19 protein-coding genes, 1 tRNA gene and 1 pseudogene are annotated in these 17,469 nt (G+C 43.4%); 13 read left to right on the top strand and 8 right to left on the bottom strand.

What is annotated here, in order from left to right:
- Window position 1 precedes the first annotated feature (1 nt).
- Together EQM14_RS04300 and EQM14_RS04305 are read right to left on the bottom strand one after the other, a co-directional pair.
- A complete protein-coding gene (locus EQM14_RS04300) occupies window positions 2-778 on the bottom strand; it encodes a sulfite exporter TauE/SafE family protein (protein WP_128741793.1) in 777 nt (258 codons plus the stop codon).
- Window positions 771-1,346 carry a TetR/AcrR family transcriptional regulator gene (locus EQM14_RS04305; RefSeq protein ID WP_128741794.1) on the bottom strand — a complete coding sequence of 192 codons (576 nt, stop codon included), beginning with the start codon at window positions 1,344-1,346 and terminating at the stop codon, window positions 771-773. Before EQM14_RS04305 ends, EQM14_RS04300 begins: the two co-directional genes overlap by 8 nt.
- Window positions 1,347-1,545: 199 nt before the next feature.
- Between EQM14_RS04305 and EQM14_RS04310 the strand changes: the two are divergent.
- Window positions 1,546-1,959 (top strand): annotated as a pseudogene (locus EQM14_RS04310) (cupin domain-containing protein); the annotation flags it as partial.
- 147 nt (window positions 1,960-2,106) lie between these two features.
- Here EQM14_RS04310 and EQM14_RS04315 read toward each other — a convergent pair.
- Window positions 2,107-2,772, bottom strand: a complete 666-nt coding sequence (locus EQM14_RS04315; protein ID WP_243112620.1) for an MBL fold metallo-hydrolase — start codon at window positions 2,770-2,772, stop codon at window positions 2,107-2,109.
- Between the two features lie 215 nt (window positions 2,773-2,987).
- Between EQM14_RS04315 and EQM14_RS04320 the strand changes: the two genes are divergently transcribed.
- A tRNA-Met gene (locus tag EQM14_RS04320) sits at window positions 2,988-3,064 on the top strand.
- Here the strand turns inward: EQM14_RS04320 and EQM14_RS04325 are convergent.
- Window positions 3,043-3,999: a recombinase family protein gene (locus tag EQM14_RS04325; RefSeq protein WP_128741796.1), complete on the bottom strand. Its 957-nt coding sequence runs from the start codon at window positions 3,997-3,999 to the stop codon at window positions 3,043-3,045. The two genes, EQM14_RS04320 and EQM14_RS04325, sit on opposite strands and share 22 nt — an antisense overlap.
- The gene (locus tag EQM14_RS04330; protein ID WP_128741797.1) at window positions 3,948-4,601 is read right to left on the bottom strand and encodes a recombinase family protein; all 654 of its coding nucleotides are present in this window, start codon (window positions 4,599-4,601) and stop codon (window positions 3,948-3,950) included. The genes EQM14_RS04325 and EQM14_RS04330 overlap by 52 nt, the downstream gene beginning before the upstream one ends.
- A gap of 369 nt (window positions 4,602-4,970) precedes the next feature.
- Here EQM14_RS04330 and EQM14_RS16865 point away from each other — a divergent pair, with 369 nt between their 5' ends.
- The 6 genes from EQM14_RS16865 to EQM14_RS04350 all read left to right on the top strand — a co-directional run bounded on the left by EQM14_RS16865 (window position 4,971) and on the right by EQM14_RS04350 (window position 9,043).
- Window positions 4,971-5,198, top strand: a complete 228-nt coding sequence (locus EQM14_RS16865) for a DUF6550 family protein (RefSeq protein WP_326975666.1) — start codon at window positions 4,971-4,973, stop codon at window positions 5,196-5,198.
- Between the two features lie 78 nt (window positions 5,199-5,276).
- On the top strand, window positions 5,277-7,031 hold the full coding sequence (locus EQM14_RS04340) for a hypothetical protein (RefSeq protein WP_128741799.1): 1,755 nt from the start codon (window positions 5,277-5,279) through the stop codon (window positions 7,029-7,031).
- Between the two features lie 20 nt (window positions 7,032-7,051).
- The gene (locus EQM14_RS04345; RefSeq protein WP_164918963.1) at window positions 7,052-7,894 is read left to right on the top strand and encodes a sigma-70 family RNA polymerase sigma factor; all 843 of its coding nucleotides are present in this window, start codon (window positions 7,052-7,054) and stop codon (window positions 7,892-7,894) included.
- An 11-nt stretch (window positions 7,895-7,905) separates the two neighbouring features.
- On the top strand, window positions 7,906-8,067 hold the full coding sequence (locus EQM14_RS16280; RefSeq protein ID WP_164918964.1) for a hypothetical protein: 162 nt from the start codon (window positions 7,906-7,908) through the stop codon (window positions 8,065-8,067).
- Between the two features lie 69 nt (window positions 8,068-8,136).
- Window positions 8,137-8,304: a hypothetical protein gene (locus EQM14_RS16285; RefSeq protein WP_164918965.1), complete on the top strand. Its 168-nt coding sequence runs from the start codon at window positions 8,137-8,139 to the stop codon at window positions 8,302-8,304.
- Between the two features lie 277 nt (window positions 8,305-8,581).
- Complete coding sequence (locus EQM14_RS04350) at window positions 8,582-9,043, top strand: hypothetical protein (RefSeq protein WP_128741801.1); 462 nt, start codon at window positions 8,582-8,584, stop codon at window positions 9,041-9,043.
- 515 nt (window positions 9,044-9,558) lie between these two features.
- On the opposite strand, the gene EQM14_RS04360 is transcribed toward EQM14_RS04350, so the two are convergent.
- Window positions 9,559-11,250, bottom strand: a complete 1,692-nt coding sequence (locus tag EQM14_RS04360; RefSeq protein WP_128741802.1) for a retron Ec67 family RNA-directed DNA polymerase/endonuclease — start codon at window positions 11,248-11,250, stop codon at window positions 9,559-9,561.
- Between the two features lie 684 nt (window positions 11,251-11,934).
- Here EQM14_RS04360 and EQM14_RS04365 point away from each other — a divergent pair.
- Complete coding sequence (locus tag EQM14_RS04365; protein WP_128741803.1) at window positions 11,935-12,552, top strand: hypothetical protein; 618 nt, start codon at window positions 11,935-11,937, stop codon at window positions 12,550-12,552.
- Window positions 12,533-13,705 (top strand): helix-turn-helix domain-containing protein, encoded by a 1,173-nt coding sequence (locus tag EQM14_RS04370; RefSeq protein ID WP_128741804.1) that lies wholly within the window; start codon window positions 12,533-12,535, stop codon window positions 13,703-13,705. The genes EQM14_RS04365 and EQM14_RS04370 overlap by 20 nt, the downstream gene beginning before the upstream one ends.
- A 218-nt stretch (window positions 13,706-13,923) precedes the next feature.
- Here the strand turns inward: EQM14_RS04370 and EQM14_RS04375 are convergent, their stop codons facing one another.
- Window positions 13,924-14,160: a hypothetical protein gene (locus EQM14_RS04375; protein WP_128741805.1), complete on the bottom strand. Its 237-nt coding sequence runs from the start codon at window positions 14,158-14,160 to the stop codon at window positions 13,924-13,926.
- A gap of 336 nt (window positions 14,161-14,496) precedes the next feature.
- Here EQM14_RS04375 and EQM14_RS04380 point away from each other — a divergent pair, with 336 nt between their 5' ends.
- The 3 genes from EQM14_RS04380 to EQM14_RS04390 all read left to right on the top strand — a co-directional run bounded on the left by EQM14_RS04380 (window position 14,497) and on the right by EQM14_RS04390 (window position 16,158).
- Window positions 14,497-14,772 carry a type II toxin-antitoxin system RelB/DinJ family antitoxin gene (locus tag EQM14_RS04380; RefSeq protein ID WP_128741806.1) on the top strand — a complete coding sequence of 92 codons (276 nt, stop codon included), beginning with the start codon at window positions 14,497-14,499 and terminating at the stop codon, window positions 14,770-14,772.
- The gene (locus EQM14_RS04385) at window positions 14,765-15,043 is read left to right on the top strand and encodes a type II toxin-antitoxin system YafQ family toxin (RefSeq protein WP_128741807.1); all 279 of its coding nucleotides are present in this window, start codon (window positions 14,765-14,767) and stop codon (window positions 15,041-15,043) included. The genes EQM14_RS04380 and EQM14_RS04385 overlap by 8 nt, the downstream gene beginning before the upstream one ends.
- Before the next feature lie 473 nt (window positions 15,044-15,516).
- Window positions 15,517-16,158 carry a hypothetical protein gene (locus EQM14_RS04390; RefSeq protein WP_128741808.1) on the top strand — a complete coding sequence of 214 codons (642 nt, stop codon included), beginning with the start codon at window positions 15,517-15,519 and terminating at the stop codon, window positions 16,156-16,158.
- 300 nt (window positions 16,159-16,458) lie between these two features.
- Here EQM14_RS04390 and EQM14_RS04395 read toward each other — a convergent pair whose 3' ends face one another.
- Window positions 16,459-17,061 carry a tyrosine-type recombinase/integrase gene (locus EQM14_RS04395; protein ID WP_128741809.1) on the bottom strand — a complete coding sequence of 201 codons (603 nt, stop codon included), beginning with the start codon at window positions 17,059-17,061 and terminating at the stop codon, window positions 16,459-16,461.
- Window positions 17,062-17,469: the final 408 nt, after the last annotated feature.

Consider the following 17,469-nt stretch of genomic DNA (forward strand, 5'->3'; position numbering starts at 1 on the left):
ATTATTTAAAAAACAATATCCCGCCCATCGCAGCAGTCATCAGGAAAAGCACCGGCTGAAGGATCTTCTCCAGCTGTTTTTGGTCCATCCGTCTGAGGAGGAGTGGACCGATCAAGGCCCCGCACGTGGTGCCGGAAGCCAGGAGCCCGACAAGTTTCCAATCGATATCGCCTAGGCCGAGGTGCATGGCAAAACCGGTAACTGCCATGCCCAGCAGTACAAGAACCGAAGTCCCCACCGTTTCGAGCGCTCCGCATCCCAAAATCATGAGTCCCGCGACGATCGGGCCGCCGCCGCTTAAGCCGACCAGCCCGGACATGATTCCCCCGAGCAGTCCGAAGCACACCGCCTGAATGAAGCCGTTCCGCCCAGGTCGATTGCCATCCGTGTGGCCGGTGCTTTCGTTCGTTTTCCTTTTTCCGTTGGAAAGAAGCATCTGTAAGGCCAGCAATACCAGGATGGTTCCGGTCAGTTTATTGTACAGATTCTGCGGCAGCATTCCGGAGCACAGGGAACCTGCGACGGAGCCGGCAACACCGCCGCACAGCATCGTGAGTCCAAAGCGCAGATTGATATTTCCAGCTTTCCAGTGGCTGAATGTCCCCGCCGCAGTGGTGGGGATTGTGGTCGCAAGGGAAGTTGACGCCGCCACAGCGGGCGGAACATGAAAGATGGCGGTCAGAATTCCCACATAGACGGCTCCGCCGCCGCCCCCGAAGGAAACAATCAGCATACCCACCAGAAATCCTACGATGGGCAAGGCGAAAAATTCAAGCATGCCTGACATCTTCTCCCGTATTTATGAAACGCGAAACAAGCCGTTCAAAGCTTTCGTCCACATCGGCTTCGGTCCCCATGAAAAAACCTGCCTCTTCCAGAGAGACAAATCCGTGAAGCGCGCTTCGGAACCCCCGGGCAAAATGGATGGTTTCCTCTTTGCCGCAGCAATACGGCTCCATCACCTGATACAGGATGCGGACGACGGCGTGGCCGGTCTCTCGAATGCCGCTGTCTTTGAAGTCCGGGAATCTCAAAATTGACTTGTACAGCTCCGGATTTTCTTTTGCAAATTTGCGGTAAGCCAGAGCGATTGCCATCAATGCGTCGTCCTTTGACCGGCCGACCGCCGCGTCGCGGATGGCATTTTCAAGTCTGCCGATTGCAAGTTTTGCCATTTCCAGCGAAAGTTCTTTCAGCCCTCTAAAATGGTTGTAGAGAGAAGGCGATTTTATTCCCAGCTTTTCCGCTACCTGGAGCAAAGAGACGTTTTCGATCCCTTTTTCCTCCGCCAGCTCCGCCGCGGCATTCAGGATTGCTTGCGTGCTTAGTCCTCTTCTTGTGCCCATGCCGGTCCTCCTTCTAAACTATAACAATGTCATTATAAACTAACACAATTAGTTTGTCAATCGGAGATAACCTTTACTGCGGGTCCGAATACCCAGACGACGTTTTGTCTCCTTCCTGATTTGTTTTAAAAAAGAACTTTCTTACAAGTTCACTCATATAATAAGCTGAAATCAAATCGGGAAGGGAGCAGAAAGGATGCCTGAAGAATATAAAGATTATGGACCGGTTCCCATCGTAGTTAACATTGAGCAAGCCACCAGAGGGAATGATACCTTTCGTACCGCGCTGTGGACGGGAAGCCATCTCCAGCTCACATTGATGAGCATCAATGCCAATGATGATATCGGCGTGGAGATGCATCCGAACACAGATCAGTTCATCAGGATTGAGCAAGGCGAAGGGCTGGTAAGAATCGGAGACCGCAAAGATGATTTAAGCTTTCAAAAAAAAGTCGGGCCAAGCGATGCGATTGTCATTCCGGCCGGGACGTGGCACGATGTGACCAACGTCGGCACGGCGCCGTTGAAATTGTATTCGGTTTACGCTCCGCCGCAGCACCCCCGGGGAACGGTTCAAAAAACGAAAGCGGACGCGATGGCGGCAGAGGAGTAATTTTCTCGGAATCGCGCGGGGCCGGAGGCGCTTGGACTTATAACGTCCGGATGGTAAAGGAAACGGGCATGCACTCTGTCCTAAAAGACCGGGTGCGACGCCCGTTCGGATTTTTTCGGAGAATACAGGGAAGCGTCGTGTGGACGATCATAAGCTGATCTCCCCATTTGGCCTTAAAACAATTTCTCCATCCGCGTGGAAAGCCTTAGCTTTTTCTTCGTCAAACAAAGCGCCGGGCTTCATATGGATGGGAATGCTGTGTTTCGCGCCGATTATTTTTGCGCACAAGGAGGCTCCCTCAGGACCCATGTTGTATACGCCGTCTATTGGTAAGAGGGCATAATCTATTATTTCACCCGCCAGACGGTCTGTCATGTAGTCCGTTTTTGAGGTATCGCCGGCCGCGTAAATCTTGATGTGATCCACAGTAATCAGAAATCCGACACATTCGTTCTTTGAATGATTTTTGTTAAAAGCAGGCGTGGCTTCAATCTTTACATCTTTATAAATGACCGATTGATATTTGCCTCCTTTCAACAGGTCAGAGCTTCTATAAATTCTCCCATCCTTTTTCAGCTTTACCAATTCGACATGGTTGTGATCAGAATGCTCATGTGAAACCAATACCAGATCGGCCGGAGCATCGTAGCCTTTCCCCGCAAAGGGGTCAATATAGATCACAGAATTTTGGTTTGTGGTAATTTTGTAACTACCGTGTCCCTGATAAAGTAATTTAGCCATTTTCCCTCCTGCAAAATCAACGAAATCAAGAGAATATTGAATCGATAGCCGCTGCAGATTGATAATAACCATGATGCTGGTTTCTTTTGACGATCAATGAAATATCCATTATTTTACTTTGATTATAGTTCATGTGTGCAAATATTTCAATTAATATACAGATAATATTTTTTAGTGTACAAAGAGCGACAATTCAAGAAAAAAAGACTTGACATTTCTTTTGGGGGATGGTATTATATTTAGGCACTCTAAATGAGGCGTGTATGTTAGCTTTAAAAGGTAAATATCGCGGAGTGGAGCAGTCCGGTAGCTCGTCGGGCTCATAACCCGAAGGTCGTAGGTTCAAATCCTGCCTCCGCAACCAACTGTGATTAAACCATCGGAATTTGTTCCGGTGGTTTTTTCCTTTTCCGTGAACTTTCCTACAAGAGAGGGAAGCGCCCCGGACAGGTCCGCCGTGGAGTGGATTTTAATTGCATCGTCGAAAACGTCGATTGAAACAATGTATTTTCGTATCAATTCGCGGATACAGGACGGATTATGTTGCAGAGCGGTCACGTCGTGGGAAAGCTCATTAATTAGGTATTCGCGCGAGAGCGTCGGTTTCGGCTGAAGCTCTTTTATTTTTTGCTTAAGCACTATCTTGTTCCCCTCAAGGTCGGTGAGCCGAGATTGCACAGCGGGACTATTCAGGCCACCTGCCAAGGCATCAATCAGATTGTTTATTTGCGCATCGAGCGTCGAGAGTTCCTTTTTTAGGTTGGAAAGCTCGGAACGGCTATTCTTTCCGCTGCCGGCTGCAAGTATCGCATCGGCTGTTGCCTCAATCATGGAACCGTCGAGGACGGAGCGACGTAGCAGAGCGACGACGAGCGGCTCGATTTCGTTGGCCGCAAGGTTTTTAGCCTTGCAGGTTCTTTTCCGATATTTGTCCCCGCAGGCGTAAAATTTATATTCATACCCTTTTTTGTTTTGCGTGGTGACACCGACAAAGGCCGCGCCGCAGTACCCGCAGCGTAGCAGTCCACTTAGAAGATAGTCCCGATGTCTACGGCTTTTATTGAGCATGTTATGCTTGTTTGCCTCCATACGCTTTTGCACCCTTTCCCATGTTACCGCGTCAATGAGTGGCGGAATTGCGTTTTCGATGGTGACGGCGCGCTCGCTGGGGCCGCCGCCCGCCCATTCAGACATGTATTTGACTTTGCGCTTGCACCAAGTGTATTTCCCGGTGTACCGTTCATTTTTCAAGATTTCATGCAGCGAGTTTTTGCCGAGGGGCTTCCCCGCTTCCCGCATAGTCCTACGGGCAGAGCGGCAATTATCTCGGCATAGCTGCGGCCAGAAGCATACATGGTAAAGATTTTCCGCACATACTCGGACTCCTGCGGGTCAATCAGGGATTGGCCGTCTTCGATATGATATCCTAGAGGGGCATAACCGCCGAGGAACTTTCCCTGTTTTGCCAGAAAATCTATTTTATCCATAGATTTCAACCTCGACGTAAGAACATGAGTCTGCCCCATGCCAACGGTGACAAGCTCGGTCAGAAAGTCGGTCGGGTTGTCTAGGTCGCCAAGCCGGTCCATTACGGAATGAACCTCAATGCCGAGAATCTTCATATCCTTGCGAAATTTAAACCAGTCCACGACATCGCGGCTGCCACGCGTCAGATCGTACAGGACGACACAATCGAATTCGTGATTTTCGGCGGCATGTAGAAGGTCATGAAAGCCTTTCCTTCGCCGGGTACGAATCCCGGTCATTGCCTCGTCCTCGTACATTTGGTAGGGTGACAGGTCAAGCTTCTGTGCCTCACAGTATTGCCGAATCATTGCAAACTGGACCTCTATGCTACATTGCCGATCTGTTGAATATCTGGCGTATGCCGCAGCATTCATAATATATACCTTCTATCCGCTGCCCGCTTTGCGTTTACCACGCAGGGCGGGATTTTTTATTCTTCATGGTTTATCTTGACAGAGGTAAGCCAAAGAGTATAAAGGTACTTTTCATCAAACCATTGCTTATACTTTAGGCTTACTTTTTACTATATCGCAAGAGTCGTTTTCAGAAAGGCTTAAAAGATCATCAGATATAGCCATATCATCTTGAATGGGGCGACATTCAGGGACGCACAAAAGCCTATCCACTGCCTTCTTAACTTGTTCAGGCTGCGATTTATAGGCGGATAATACGGACTTGTCCCTTCTTCTGGGGCCTCGGCCAGCGAACCGCTGACCACTGTTTCTAAGCCGACGTCCGCACCGCTGAAACCGACGCCGCCCGCAAGCTCGGCGTTGACGGATAAAAGCAAAAAGCCAACCTATTCCAGCAAGCCGACCGTCTCAAAAAGCAGCGCTTCAAGATCCGGAGGAAAGGCTGGAGAGATCTACGTTCCCGGTTTTGGATGGCAGAAGCCGACAGGCGGACAAGGAACAACCGTAGGAAATCCTGGGGATCAATTAACTGGAGATAAAGTCGGCACTATGGATTGATTTGATTGAGATAACAGAATATTTATAACACAGTTTGCTTTTTGGCAAACTGTGTTTTTTTGTGTCAGGAGGACAGATATGAAACGATTTCTTGCAATCACTCTTTTTGTTTTCATACTTGCATTTAGCGCGAATATTACCGCTTATGCCGGCGACGGCGAAGGAAACATGAGCGGCGGCGGGGGCGGAATGGGCGGCGGAACCGCCGAGAATGTTTGGCACAATGGCGATGATGGCGTCCGCGTTACGGTGATCCGGACCAGCGACAATAAGCCGGTAACGACACCGATTGATTTGACAAACAAAAAGGAAAATGATATCGTTGCACATTTTGGTAAAGTATGTAAACTGCAATATAAGAACGGGGCTTCCCTGACCTCTTCGCAGTCTAAATACACGTATAAAAATCCAGCACAGTCCCTCCCAACGATCATTACAGGCAACAGCAGCAACAATATTGCAGCGATTAAAAGCTATTTCACTGACAAGTTGATTGTCCAATATATTGCAACATTGACGGGGATTGCTTACGACAAGCTGACTGACGGCACCTACAAGCTCCTTTTGGAACCTCTCGCCTATTTCACGTTTGAGGGCTTCAAAATGGCCATGACAGCCACGGAAGCCGCAAAGTACGACCAAATGTTGAGCGGAGGACTTCGGAGCAAGATGGTTTCCCTCTCGCATCAAAATCTGCCGCTTTCCATGTTCCTGCAAACGGCGGATATGGGATATCCTGCTTTCCCCGGCAAGGGTGAATCAACTAGCAAGCCGCAGTCTGACACCACCATCATTAATAAGCTGGGCCTCGGCATCGTCAAATTTAAGGATGACGGCGGCTCTGAACCAACGCCCCCGTCCAGTTCCACGGCAACCTACCGAGCCAACACGGACGTGATTACCGCCGTTACGCTCAGCACGGACGATGAAATTGATCCGGATCATACGGCTAAGGTTACATTCCATATCAGCGGCGGCAGTTTTACCATGTCCAGCATTGTCATTCCGGAGGGAGAAAGTCAACTGGTGTGGTGCAAGTGGAAAACGCCGTCCACACCGCAGACGATCAACATTTCCGTGTCGGCCTCGAAAGGTTCTCTCGACGTTAACAGCATTAAGGCCAACATTGTCTCTGTTGACGGCCACGAGCCGCCCGATCCGACCGCCAGTGACCGCAACGACAGCTTTACCACACCGACCGTTCCTTCCCCCACGGTTACGACGTCCAACAGCTGGGGCGTGTGGTCCGGTTACTGGGTTCCCAATTGGGTATGGCATGAAGATTGGCATTGGGTATCCGATTCCAGTTCACCGACCGGAGGCCACTGGAAAGACAAGGGCAAATGGGTGGATGAGGGTTCCTGGCATTATGACTTTACGTCTTATCACGCAAAGCTCTCGGCCAACATGTCGCTGATGCCCAGCTCACACGATTGGAGCGCCAAAGGGAAAGAAATGAAATCCGGGTATGGAATAACCGTCAGCGTCAACGGTGTCAACGGTTCCAACGCGCCCCTGTCCCATGTCACCGCGCCGCAAACCGGCCTGACCTACTTCCCAGAATTTGATTATAAGACGTACTGGCGCCATCTGGACTGCACAGCTTCCGGTACATCGGCGGCATTGGAATTTGCTAAAAATAAATACTCGACCTATGAAGATCGGGTACAGTTTACACCGCTCTGGTTCCCTGATGGGACGTACACCGTATACACGTATCTGGAAGACGCATGGACCCCGGCAGGAATGCTTTCCGAGAACCTCACGGACTATGTAAAGATCAAAGGAAACGTTTATCAGGACTGGCATATTGGTCCGCAGATGGTGGATTGAACAGGAAGGAGAGAAAAATAATGGTAGAGAAAACGGGCGATTTGATGACTTTCGGGGAACGCGTAGTTTATGCCAGAAATAAAAAAGGACTAAACCAGAAACAGCTTGCGAAATTAATCGGTGTGAGAAGTACCAGATTATGCAGTTGGGAAAAGGGAAGACGAGACCCTACTGCATCCATGATTCAGAAGATAGCAAAAGCTTTGGAAGTATCGGAAGACTGGTTAATGGGGAATGACGATCATTTCAGCATGAAAAATTTAGCTGAAAGTCCGCAATACGGTAGTCTTACCAATGAACAGCAGCAACTCGTAATTGAAAATGAAAAGGTAATTGGCGCTGCGTTCAAATTTGTTGCTCACACATTTTATACATATAAATCACATCTGAAATACGATGACATCTATGGCGATGCCGCGATTGGCCTGTGCAGGGCTGCAAAAATTTACGGTGCAAACGGTGACCACTCATCCTCGTTTTTTTCGTTTGCTTTTAATTTCGTCGAGAGTGCCATATTAAATTCTTGCAGAAAGGCAACGGCAGATTCAAACCGTACCATAAGCTTAAATAAAATAGTTTGTGGAGATGAGGACGGGAATGATGCGGAACTTGGCTCACGAATCCCGGCACCTGATGAATGGGATCCACTCGAATATAAAGTCTTAGTTGAATCCGTTTGTCAAAAAGTTGAACCCGTTTTATCAACTAAGGAAAAGGAGTCATTTAGACTTTGGTTACATGGAATGAGCAGTGATGAAATTGCAAAAACAATAGGAGTTTCAACATTTGCAGTAAGGGATAGGACGGCAAAAGCAAGAAGAAAATGCAGAGCTTGTTTTGATCCCGAAGAAATGTTCGCGTAGGAGATGATCACTTGATGATTTTTGAAGATGAACCGGAGCTTACAATGATCTTCGCCCTCATGACCAAACAGGAGAAAGTCGAATTTCTTGAGAAAGCAATACGCGACACAATGAATCCTGATTCAGAAAAAATGTTTCAGTATCTCCTAAGGGAGGTGAAAAAGAACGGGTGACAGGGACCGTGTTGTTTTTTCTCTGCTTTACGCGCTTCCAGCCAGGATTAAAACACGAGGTGAAATGATATGAAAATAATCGTCGTGAAACTGGAATTCAATCCGGAAAAGTATGCAGTCGTGCAGCAGATCATGAAGCCCCCGCGGTGTCAGAAAAGGGAAACGGGTGATGTTCCAGATGCGGAGGACAGCATGATCCTGAACCGATTCCAAGGCGTTGGGAGCGCCTTTATTTAGATAAAGCAGCGTTCTAATTCAGAATCATAATCCGTTCAAAATGCCCGGTTTTCTTTTTGCAGGATAAAGGAGTACACGCACGAGGCGTGTACTCCGGTCCACAAAGCCCCGCAGTGCGGGGCTTTACCCTAATAATATCGTACATGCAAATTTTGACCTTTGCATGTACTTCTTCAATCAAAATGAACCAATATCTCAAAATAACCCCGTTGTGATCGTAAAATACAGTACATGCATATGTACAGGTACGCTAATTTAATGAAAAGGATGATGTTCCGTGAAAAAGTCAGCCAACAAGACACTTCTCAAGGATAAGACGGTCAGCGAAAATGAAAAATTAAAACTCTCTCTTTACATAGAGAAAGAAGCAATAATCAAAGCCGACACTCTGATAGAACTGACGAACAGCATTTCCCGCAACGACGTCATAGAAAAAGCCGTTGATTTTTATTTCGGCCATATCACGTCGCAGCTCAGTCAGGATTATCTTTGCTCTGTGTTCGGCCAGAAGATGGAAGGGCTTGTCGGCGGTTTGGGAACGCGAGTTGCGCGCGGCAACTTCCGGTATGCCGTCGAGATGGATATTTTATCAAAAATGGTTGCGTCAGTTCTTCATCTCACCGGCGATCAATACAGTAAGCTCCGCAAGAAATCCATCGACGAAGTAAAGCGCACGAATGGAACCGTCGATATTATGAGATCCATGAGTGAAAATGAATTAGACAGCACTCCAGAATAATATTCAGCAACTATTAATCAAATTCGCAAACGCTTGCGAATTTGAAATCTGAGGTTTGCCCATAGATGTCTACAAAACCCGTAACGTCAAATTTATGGACAACCAGTGAAGTTACACTCCAACAGATAAAATGCCGCAGACGGAAGCGCAGACATAATAAAATGCCCCATGCAAACATGAAAACGGCTTGCATGGGGTATCTTTATTTTTGAGCCTTTGCTCCAAAATATCCGTAACAGCAAAACATCACCTTGAACTCAATTATTTTGAGAAATGCAAAAAATTATATTGCATTTATTGTTAAAACGTTTATAATAAAAATATCCATTAGGGATATTTCTCAATGGGGTATTAGCTCAGTTGGTAGAGCAGCCGCCTTATAAGCGGAAAGTCGCGGGTTCGAATCCCGCATGCTAAAATCTAGAAAGTATTATAATACTTTCTAAAAATAGTAGTAAAAAGCAGCGTTACATAAATTAACGCTGCTTTTTGTTTTCGGAAATATCACCTAAATTTTAATCCTGAGGTGCTTCTTCCGACTTTACTATCATACTTAAAGTATTCAATAGCTCTTCAAATCTGCTAAAATCAATTTTTTCATAATTAGCAGCAATATATGTCGAAAAGATCTCTTTGCCATAATATTTCTTTTTATCATAGTTATCTTTCCTGGTAAAAGTTCTCCCGTCCACTTTGTGCTTCAGCACTTCATCAGGAAATAAGTCTTCAATTTCGCATTCTAGCTTATCCGAGACTAAAGGAGTAGTCGCTAGAAATAGTTTGCTCTCCGGAATGAGTCTTATATGTAAATTCTGCTCAAGCTGTTTCTTATCTTCATCATTTATCTTATTCTCGCAAAGAAACTTCTTGAGCGGTCGCGAACTTTCTGTTTCATTGTCAAATAGCAGTATAACTGGTTTTCGTGGACTACATTTGCAAAGCTTTCGAAAACGCGTCAAATAATCAGGCGCATCATTTTTCGACGTGAAAAAGTGATACAGATTCTTCATTGTGTCTGCTCCATCCAAACCAATACCGAAAAAGTATCTCCACCTTTCGGATCTTTTAAAGAATGATATTTTGAATACATATTTTCCTTTAGAATCTTTTTCAATTAAGTTTGGATATTTGGCATGAAGATTCTTTAATGCAGACTTCAGATAGCAAATATCAGTTTTCCCCTCTGTTACAATAAGTGGTCGATCGTTTGCAAAGAAATATTTATAATAAAGAAAAGCCTGATACTCTTTTTCTCTCCCATTTAAAGTATGAGGGTTGTGTGTCCCTCCATCGAGCTTGTTATTATAATGAACTAACTGATCAATAAATGAAAATCTTCCCTCAAGTTGTTGCATTGTGGCTGATTGCTTGTTTATTTCAAATTCTCCTTGCGTATAGAGCCGATGTGCCATGGCCTTGGTTTCCTTATAGTAGTTCCTATCAACGCTTATTTTTTTGTTTACAATTAGGCCTGTTACTTCTTGCTTAGAATCTCTGAATATCAATCTTGTTTTCTTATGGTTAATGGTAAAACCTGCTTTTCTTATCTCCAAGGCTACCTCGGTAAGGAATTTTTCATGATTGTCCATAAAAAAGCGATTATTGGTTGAAAACGTTAAATCATCTGCGTATCGAGTATAGTCTAGCTTGTATTTTTTGGCAATCTTTAAAAGCCGAGTATCGAGAATTTGACAAATAAGATTTGTAATTATTGGAGAACTTGGGGCTCCCTGCGGCAGAACCCCCTTATAACATGCTATCTGCGCAATGGCAACCGCTGCTTTGTGTGGTAACATAAAATTGTAGTTTTTTTCAAAGAATCCTTGTACTCGCCCAAAATGAAACGTATTGAAAAAGTTCTCTAAATCAAGATTTAAAATAAATCGTTTGTTTCTATGTATTCTTGCATTTGTTATGATACTTTTACCTTTTTCAAACGCATGCGATATGTTTGGGTGGATTTTTCTATCCGCCCAAATACTTTTTTGATATTCCCATAACGCTTCTGCTAACTTGCTTTGAATACTTTTCAGACTACCGGAAGGAGCACATATTTCTCTTGTGCCTCCGCTCTTTTTCGGTATTTCAAATGTTTTATAATCATTCTCTGGTTTTTCAATATATAACAAATGAGTCAGCTTGCTTCTTGGAATTTTTAAAAAGTCTGCTAATTCATTTCTCGTTTGAATATCACAAAATTTCTCCATACTTATTCTCCATATAAAAAGCGTGTGGCAACTCATTATGCGGGATGATGCATGATGTACAGCGATACTATCAGCGTACAACATGTAGAAATAGAGTGATAAGCAAACGTGCCTACCATTTTTATCAACGCTTGCGAGACACAAGCACAAAATCTTGCCACACGCTAATTATATTGTAAAACGTATTTTTACAAATTTCAACATTAATTTCTATTAGTGATTCCAACGACCTCTGCAACCGCAGAAAGCGGCTTGTAAGCTAAATTTCAAGTTGCTTTCCTTTGTTCAATAACGGATTGACGATTAACAAGAACCGAGTCTTATTTCGCCGTTGATCTAATGTGTGGTCATATCCCCAAAGCATACCTGCGCCATCAGGCTCATCGGAGATATTGCAAGGCCAAGCCAAGTTTCTGAAATTTTGAGTGTTGGGATTAAACGGGAGCGGAAGCACTTCCACTTTTTTGAAGCGGACGTGTATTAGTCAACGTTGTGGGCGCAACTCCAGCCAATTTCGGATACGCGTCTGATTGTTAAACAAAAGCCCTCAGAGATCCGGGAGCTTTTTGCTCATCATTTTAGCAACACTAAAATTATCGACGGTTTACAGTGCTTGCTTACTTGACAAAATTAGATTAATACTGTAAAATACTTTACAATGATTGAAACATGGGGGTGCAAAATTTGAATTCGCTTTTTGATAGAATCCCAGATGTATTGATTAGAGGGATTGGAAATGGATGTGTTTTTGGAGACAAGGCATTTAGTCAAATACATCAAAGCGAACCTCGCTTTTTTGACAGCGCTTATTCTTATGGACTGCGATCTAGAATTCATGATAAAGCCATCCAGTTTTATTTGGATGAAAGATTAGCTGATAATGCTTTTATTCAAATAGACAAAAAAGATGTGGGCTTTGGTAACCGAGTTTTGTTTATTTCGGGAAAAGATTATTTGATTACTCCTTGCCATGTATCTCAACTTGATGTTTTACCTTGTCCAGCAAAATATAAGAAAAATGCGGCAACAGGTAATCCAGGCAATGAATTATATCAATTGAGCCTATTCACGCCTCCAGTTTCAAAAACATTTACAAACGTATATTTTGTGTTGTCAACTTATTTTGACGGGAATAATACGATTCCTAAACTAGTAATGCCAAATAATAATTTTACGGAGATATTGGACAGTAGGCCCATTTTTTCAGAATTCGTGTCAGAAGATGAGACTACATATCAAGAAAGAATTATGCCAAAACTAATCTCCGAGGTGGAAAAAGAGCATGAGCAGGGTAATGGATGAGCCTAGGTTAATCCCGCAACGTATGAAAGAAGCAAGAGAATATAGATTTTTAAGCGTAACAGATCTAGCTGATAAAATTGGAAAGACCAAACAAGCTGTTTCTCAATACGAAAAAGGTACTACAAAACCGACTCCAGAAATTTTGTCACTTATTGCAAATGTTACGGGGTTTCCAATACAGTATTTTTTCAAGGAAATACATCCCAAAAGTGCAGCATCATCTGAAATCCCTCTATATAGAGGATCTGTTTCAAAAACAAAAAGTCTAAAAAGGTCTTATCAAATTGCGGTAGATTGGTCTAATGATATTATATCCTTTCTAAGCAAATACTTTATATTGAATAACGTTAATTTGCCCGACAACGTTAATTTCGATTATACTTGTGAAATTGATGAAATGGTAATAAGTAAAATTGAAAGAATAGCAGAAGATATACGAAACTCTTGGTCTTTAGGAAAAGGTCCAATCAATGACATTGTGGGCATTTTAGAGAACAATGGATTTATTATTTCTAAAATACCACATAAAGCCAAAGAGGTTGAGGCTTTTTCTCTTTGGTATGAAAAAGTCCCTCGTATTTTTTACGAAGGAAACCGCGATACGGCAGTAAGTTATTCTTTTAGTATTTGCCATGAATTAGGGCACTTAATCTTGCATCAAGATTTGACAGAAAAAGAGGCTATTAATGCCATCCTCTTAAAGTCACTTGAAAAACAGGCAAATATTTTTGCCGGGGCGTTCTTGATGCCGGCGGAATCCTTTGGAAATGAATATATAACCAGTAGTCTGGACTCATTTATCGCGCTAAAAAGAAAATGGAAGGTTTCTCTTTCTGCGATGATTATGCGTGCAAATATTCTTGGCATAATAGATGAACAACAAAAATCCTACCTATTTAGGCAATTATCATCGCGGGGATATAGAAAACATGAGCCTTATGACGGAGAAATCAGATTTGAAGGTCCGACATTAATATATAATTCTATAAAAACAATGTTGGAAAATCATATAATTAATCTCCAAGATTTTATTAGCACTATTGCTATTCCATTAAACGAGCTTGAATCAATATGCTCATTTCCGGAAGGGTTCATTAAATCAAATTTAGTTCTTCAAAGGGACGTCCCACATTTAAAGCTTATTACTAACTGATGTCTTGGGCCCATCAGATTGATTTCCAGTTGGCTATTTTCAGGTTGAAACCGGAAGCGGAAGCACTTCCGATTTTGTGGAGTTTCGGGCTAAATTGGGGCCACCATAGCAGTTTCTACGCCTACCGCAACTGCATAGGCTGAAAATCTACCAACATAACACAATGTCCCCTGCAGGCCATCAAAAGCCTGTAAGGAGCATTGTGCTTTTACCGCTTGTTATGCGGCCTTTGAACGATTAATGCGAACCAATTCATCGTCATTTTTATGAACTCTATGCCAAAGATTATCCTCATCGCTACGCTTATACAAACTTCCATTTAATGACATAGGATCATCAGGATTAGGACTTTCATTTTGAGGATTTTGGTCAAAAAAATCTTCGTCAGTATAAGTTTCTTGTGGATGATCGGCATCATATTGATCCCAAAAATCATTGTCATGTGATTTACACATTAAAACGTCCCCTTTCAAGTTTTTGTTTATCTTCTTATAATACACGCTTAATTATTTGTCGAGTATAAAGTTGAATTGTGTCACTAGGGTATACGGACTATCGTCATCTCCTGCGGACGCGACACAGATCAAAACCGGACGTATAGTTCGGCCAGCTTCAAACAAACAGCTTCTGTAAGGTTTTTTGCCCTTTGCCCTCTAAATGTCTGCATGCAAGGATGGAATATGGCCGGAATTTTTAGAAAATTTGAGAATAATTCATGCCTAATGTATTTACAATAGACATGAATTAGCATATACTATAAGTGAACAAAAACAAGGAAAGGAGCTTGCATCATGTCTGTAAAATCCGATACCAGCATGACGATCAGAATGAACAAGGATGTAAAACAGCAGGCCCAACAGATTTTTTCAGAGCTGGGTTTGGATATGACTACCGCCGTCAATGTGTTTCTGCGTCAAGCTATCCGTTATCACGGGTTTCCGTTCGATGTGACGCTGGACACCCCAAACGAGGTTACGCTGGCCGCTATGGATGACTCGGAGAAGGGCAGAGATGTTCATGGTCCCTTTGACAGTGTGTCGGCGCTGATGGAGGACTTGAATGCTTAAGATCGAATATCAAGGGCAATTCAAAAAAGACTACAAAGAGGCAATAAAGAGGGGATACAACCCGGAGCTGCTGGCCGAAGTGGTTTCCATACTGGCGAACGAACAGCCCCTTCCTCCGAAGTACAAAGACCACAACCTGACGAACTCCCGGAACTACAAGGGCATGAGAGAGTGTCATATTCAACCTGACTGGCTGCTTGTCTATCAGATCAGCAAGAAGGTCCTTATTTTGCGGCTGATTAGAACAGGCAGCCATAGTGATTTATTTTAGGAAACGTGGAAGCCTAAATCGGACGTACGTCCAGCCCCCGCAACGGCCGCAACTCTGAGTCGGAACCAGGACCGGAAGTGCTTTATTTTCAAGGTCGAATCTGACTACTTTTTGACTACACACTCTTACAAAATCAATCGGTATCGAGAAATTATAAAACACTGATAAATGGCTATGCTATACGGGCTTTTGCTTAAGTTTAGTCCGCTAAATTAGACATAAAAACAGACTGGGGGTCTAGAGGCCGCAAGTTCAAGTCTTGCCACTCGGACCAACAAAAGACCGACGATTTTGAATCGTCGGTCTTTTGTTTTGCCTGTAGCCATGCGAGTTTGCGAGAAGCAAGTCCTATAAGGACACTCGCGAGTAAAATAGGATGACAGGATTTTCCTTGCAAAATTTTTATAATTTGCTATAATTTTATAAAAGTGAAACTTATAAAAAACTACTATCGGTGAGAGAGGGAATAGATTATGTCATTATTTAATTTATTTTGGAATCTCTCTCTCGGAATTGTCGGTGGTATCGTTTCAAGTGTAGTTGTTTCCAGAGTCTTCTTAATTCAGAGTAATTATAAAAGTCAGGTAACACAATTTGAAAAGTTACTGCGAAAACTCGGTTACATAGACGGCATGTTCTTTGGCATTAAAACGGTTTTGGAATTTTCTTATGATGCCGATACAAAAATGGAACAGGAAATGAAACGCTGTGGTTATAAGACCGAGGATGAATACTACGCAGCTCACAAAGAATGTCGATGGATTTCCAAAGAGGACTTATTGAAAAACTTGCTTAGTGAAATTCAGAAAATGGCAAACACTACTGATAAAGAACTGATGAATAACCAAATTACAGAAGATGGGTTACGCAAAATTACAAATCACCTATCGGATTACGTTAGAGATGTAGCTAAGTTGAAAGAATGTTCTTTTACTTCAATACATGAGTTAGAAGCAAAAAGTGAATCCATTCAAAAGGAGTTTGAGAATTATAAAAAAGACTCCACCAAGTTATTACTGAAAATGATTCTAAAAGACAAACTTATGATAATCCTCTATATTTTTATGGCCTTAATCTTTTTAAGTGCAATTCTAGCCTATCATTATGGCGTTTAAAATGATTTCATTATAAATATCGTTTTTGTACTGCTTGCTGATTGCCCGCAAACCATTGATATTACTGGATTTCTCCAAGTCCTATAATTTCACTCCGACCATAAGAAGTCCCCTGCAAACTCAACCGGCTCGCAGGGGGCTCATTTTGTTTTTATGCAGCGATTCTCAGCAATGACCTGGGTATTAATAATTCAAACACGGCAACTTGCGGGCCTCCGCAACCAAACAAAACCCAGTAGCCATGCGGCTTCTGGGCTTTTTCTTTTTTTCTTAAGCTGTCAACGTGTTAATTTTGACAGCTTAATTGACAGCCATTTGACAGTCAAACGTTTTTTTCCGTTTTGAATAATTATAACTGAGAATGAACCCTTTATCCTGCTCCTGCTGCTGCTTTACGGTTGAGATCGGCGTGGAGTACAGGCTGCTGATCTTCTGTATGCTATCCTTTTTATGCTCGGTCAGTACATGGCCGTAAAGGTTCGGCGTGGTGGATGGTTTGGCATGGCCGAGAATTTTAGAAAGGACCAGGATATCCATACCGTTTTCGATAGACCGCGTTGCGAAGGTATGGCGCAGGCAGTGAAAATTCGCATCTTTGATCCCGGCCGCTTTGATTTCCCGGTAGAATAAATCCTCGAACGTTCGAGGATCGAACCGATTTCCTTCGGCGGTTATGAATACATAACCTTGCGGATTGTAGCCCGGAAATTCGTCGGCTATCCGGTCCTGTTGTTTTTTATGTGCGAGTAGGTCTGCATGCAGTTCCTGAATAATATCAATGGTCCGCGCCTTGCGTCTTTCGTTTTTGGTGTCCTTAGCTCGAGAGTTGTGGCGGTCGGACAGGTATCCAATGACAACACATAAAAATCGCATATCTTCTGTCTGATATCTTCCCGTTGGCACCGCGGTTTCACTTACCTTTGCATCAAGTAATATTCGCCTTCGTAGCGATGGTGCTTTTTGGATTCTTTGTCATAGGGGTACAAACTGTAGACTGGTGTTTGGTGTAGAAGCATCTTACCCTGCGTCGGAAGGTACATCAGAGGGTATTCTGCAGATGTTGGGAAATGCCGGAAGCATTGTTATTCTTGTTTTCATACAACTGGTACAAAACAATCAACAGTGTGGAATGATATTAATGGTTGCTCTTTTGCTTCTGTCCGCTGTCCCCATGTTTATTGTAAAGGAGGGTTCTGCTAAGGAGAGATTTCTTGAGATCTAAAGTAGGTAGCATCCCGGTTTGTTTAAGGGTTTACTTCATCAAAACCGAACTGGTCCTGACTTAGCTGAGAAGTGTTAAGCAGGCAGTTA

It is taken from the genome of Caproiciproducens sp. NJN-50 (assembly GCF_004103755.1).
In the GTDB taxonomy this organism is placed as follows: Bacteria; Bacillota; Clostridia; order Oscillospirales; family Acutalibacteraceae; genus Caproicibacter.

Excerpts from the sequence above, each read along its gene's own strand:
- EQM14_RS04380 (WP_128741806.1), top strand. The coding sequence starts at position 14,497 with ATGTCTGTAAAATCCGATACCAGCATGACGATCAGAATGAACAAGGAT.
- EQM14_RS04325 (WP_128741796.1), bottom strand. The coding sequence starts at position 3,999 with ATGCGGGAAGCGGGGAAGCCCCTCGGCAAAAACTCGCTGCATGAAATC.
- EQM14_RS04385 (WP_128741807.1), top strand. The coding sequence starts at position 14,765 with ATGCTTAAGATCGAATATCAAGGGCAATTCAAAAAAGACTACAAAGAG.
- EQM14_RS04375 (WP_128741805.1), bottom strand. The coding sequence starts at position 14,160 with ATGTGTAAATCACATGACAATGATTTTTGGGATCAATATGATGCCGAT.
- EQM14_RS04315 (WP_243112620.1), bottom strand. The coding sequence starts at position 2,772 with ATGGTTATTATCAATCTGCAGCGGCTATCGATTCAATATTCTCTTGAT.
- EQM14_RS04305 (WP_128741794.1), bottom strand. The coding sequence starts at position 1,346 with ATGGGCACAAGAAGAGGACTAAGCACGCAAGCAATCCTGAATGCCGCG.
- EQM14_RS04330 (WP_128741797.1), bottom strand. The coding sequence starts at position 4,601 with ATGAATGCTGCGGCATACGCCAGATATTCAACAGATCGGCAATGTAGC.
- EQM14_RS04370 (WP_128741804.1), top strand. The coding sequence starts at position 12,533 with ATGAGCAGGGTAATGGATGAGCCTAGGTTAATCCCGCAACGTATGAAA.
- EQM14_RS16285 (WP_164918965.1), top strand. The coding sequence starts at position 8,137 with ATGAAAATAATCGTCGTGAAACTGGAATTCAATCCGGAAAAGTATGCA.
- EQM14_RS04345 (WP_164918963.1), top strand. The coding sequence starts at position 7,052 with ATGGTAGAGAAAACGGGCGATTTGATGACTTTCGGGGAACGCGTAGTT.
- EQM14_RS04390 (WP_128741808.1), top strand. The coding sequence starts at position 15,517 with ATGTCATTATTTAATTTATTTTGGAATCTCTCTCTCGGAATTGTCGGT.
- EQM14_RS04360 (WP_128741802.1), bottom strand. The coding sequence starts at position 11,250 with ATGGAGAAATTTTGTGATATTCAAACGAGAAATGAATTAGCAGACTTT.
- EQM14_RS04300 (WP_128741793.1), bottom strand. The coding sequence starts at position 778 with ATGCTTGAATTTTTCGCCTTGCCCATCGTAGGATTTCTGGTGGGTATG.
- EQM14_RS04340 (WP_128741799.1), top strand. The coding sequence starts at position 5,277 with ATGAAACGATTTCTTGCAATCACTCTTTTTGTTTTCATACTTGCATTT.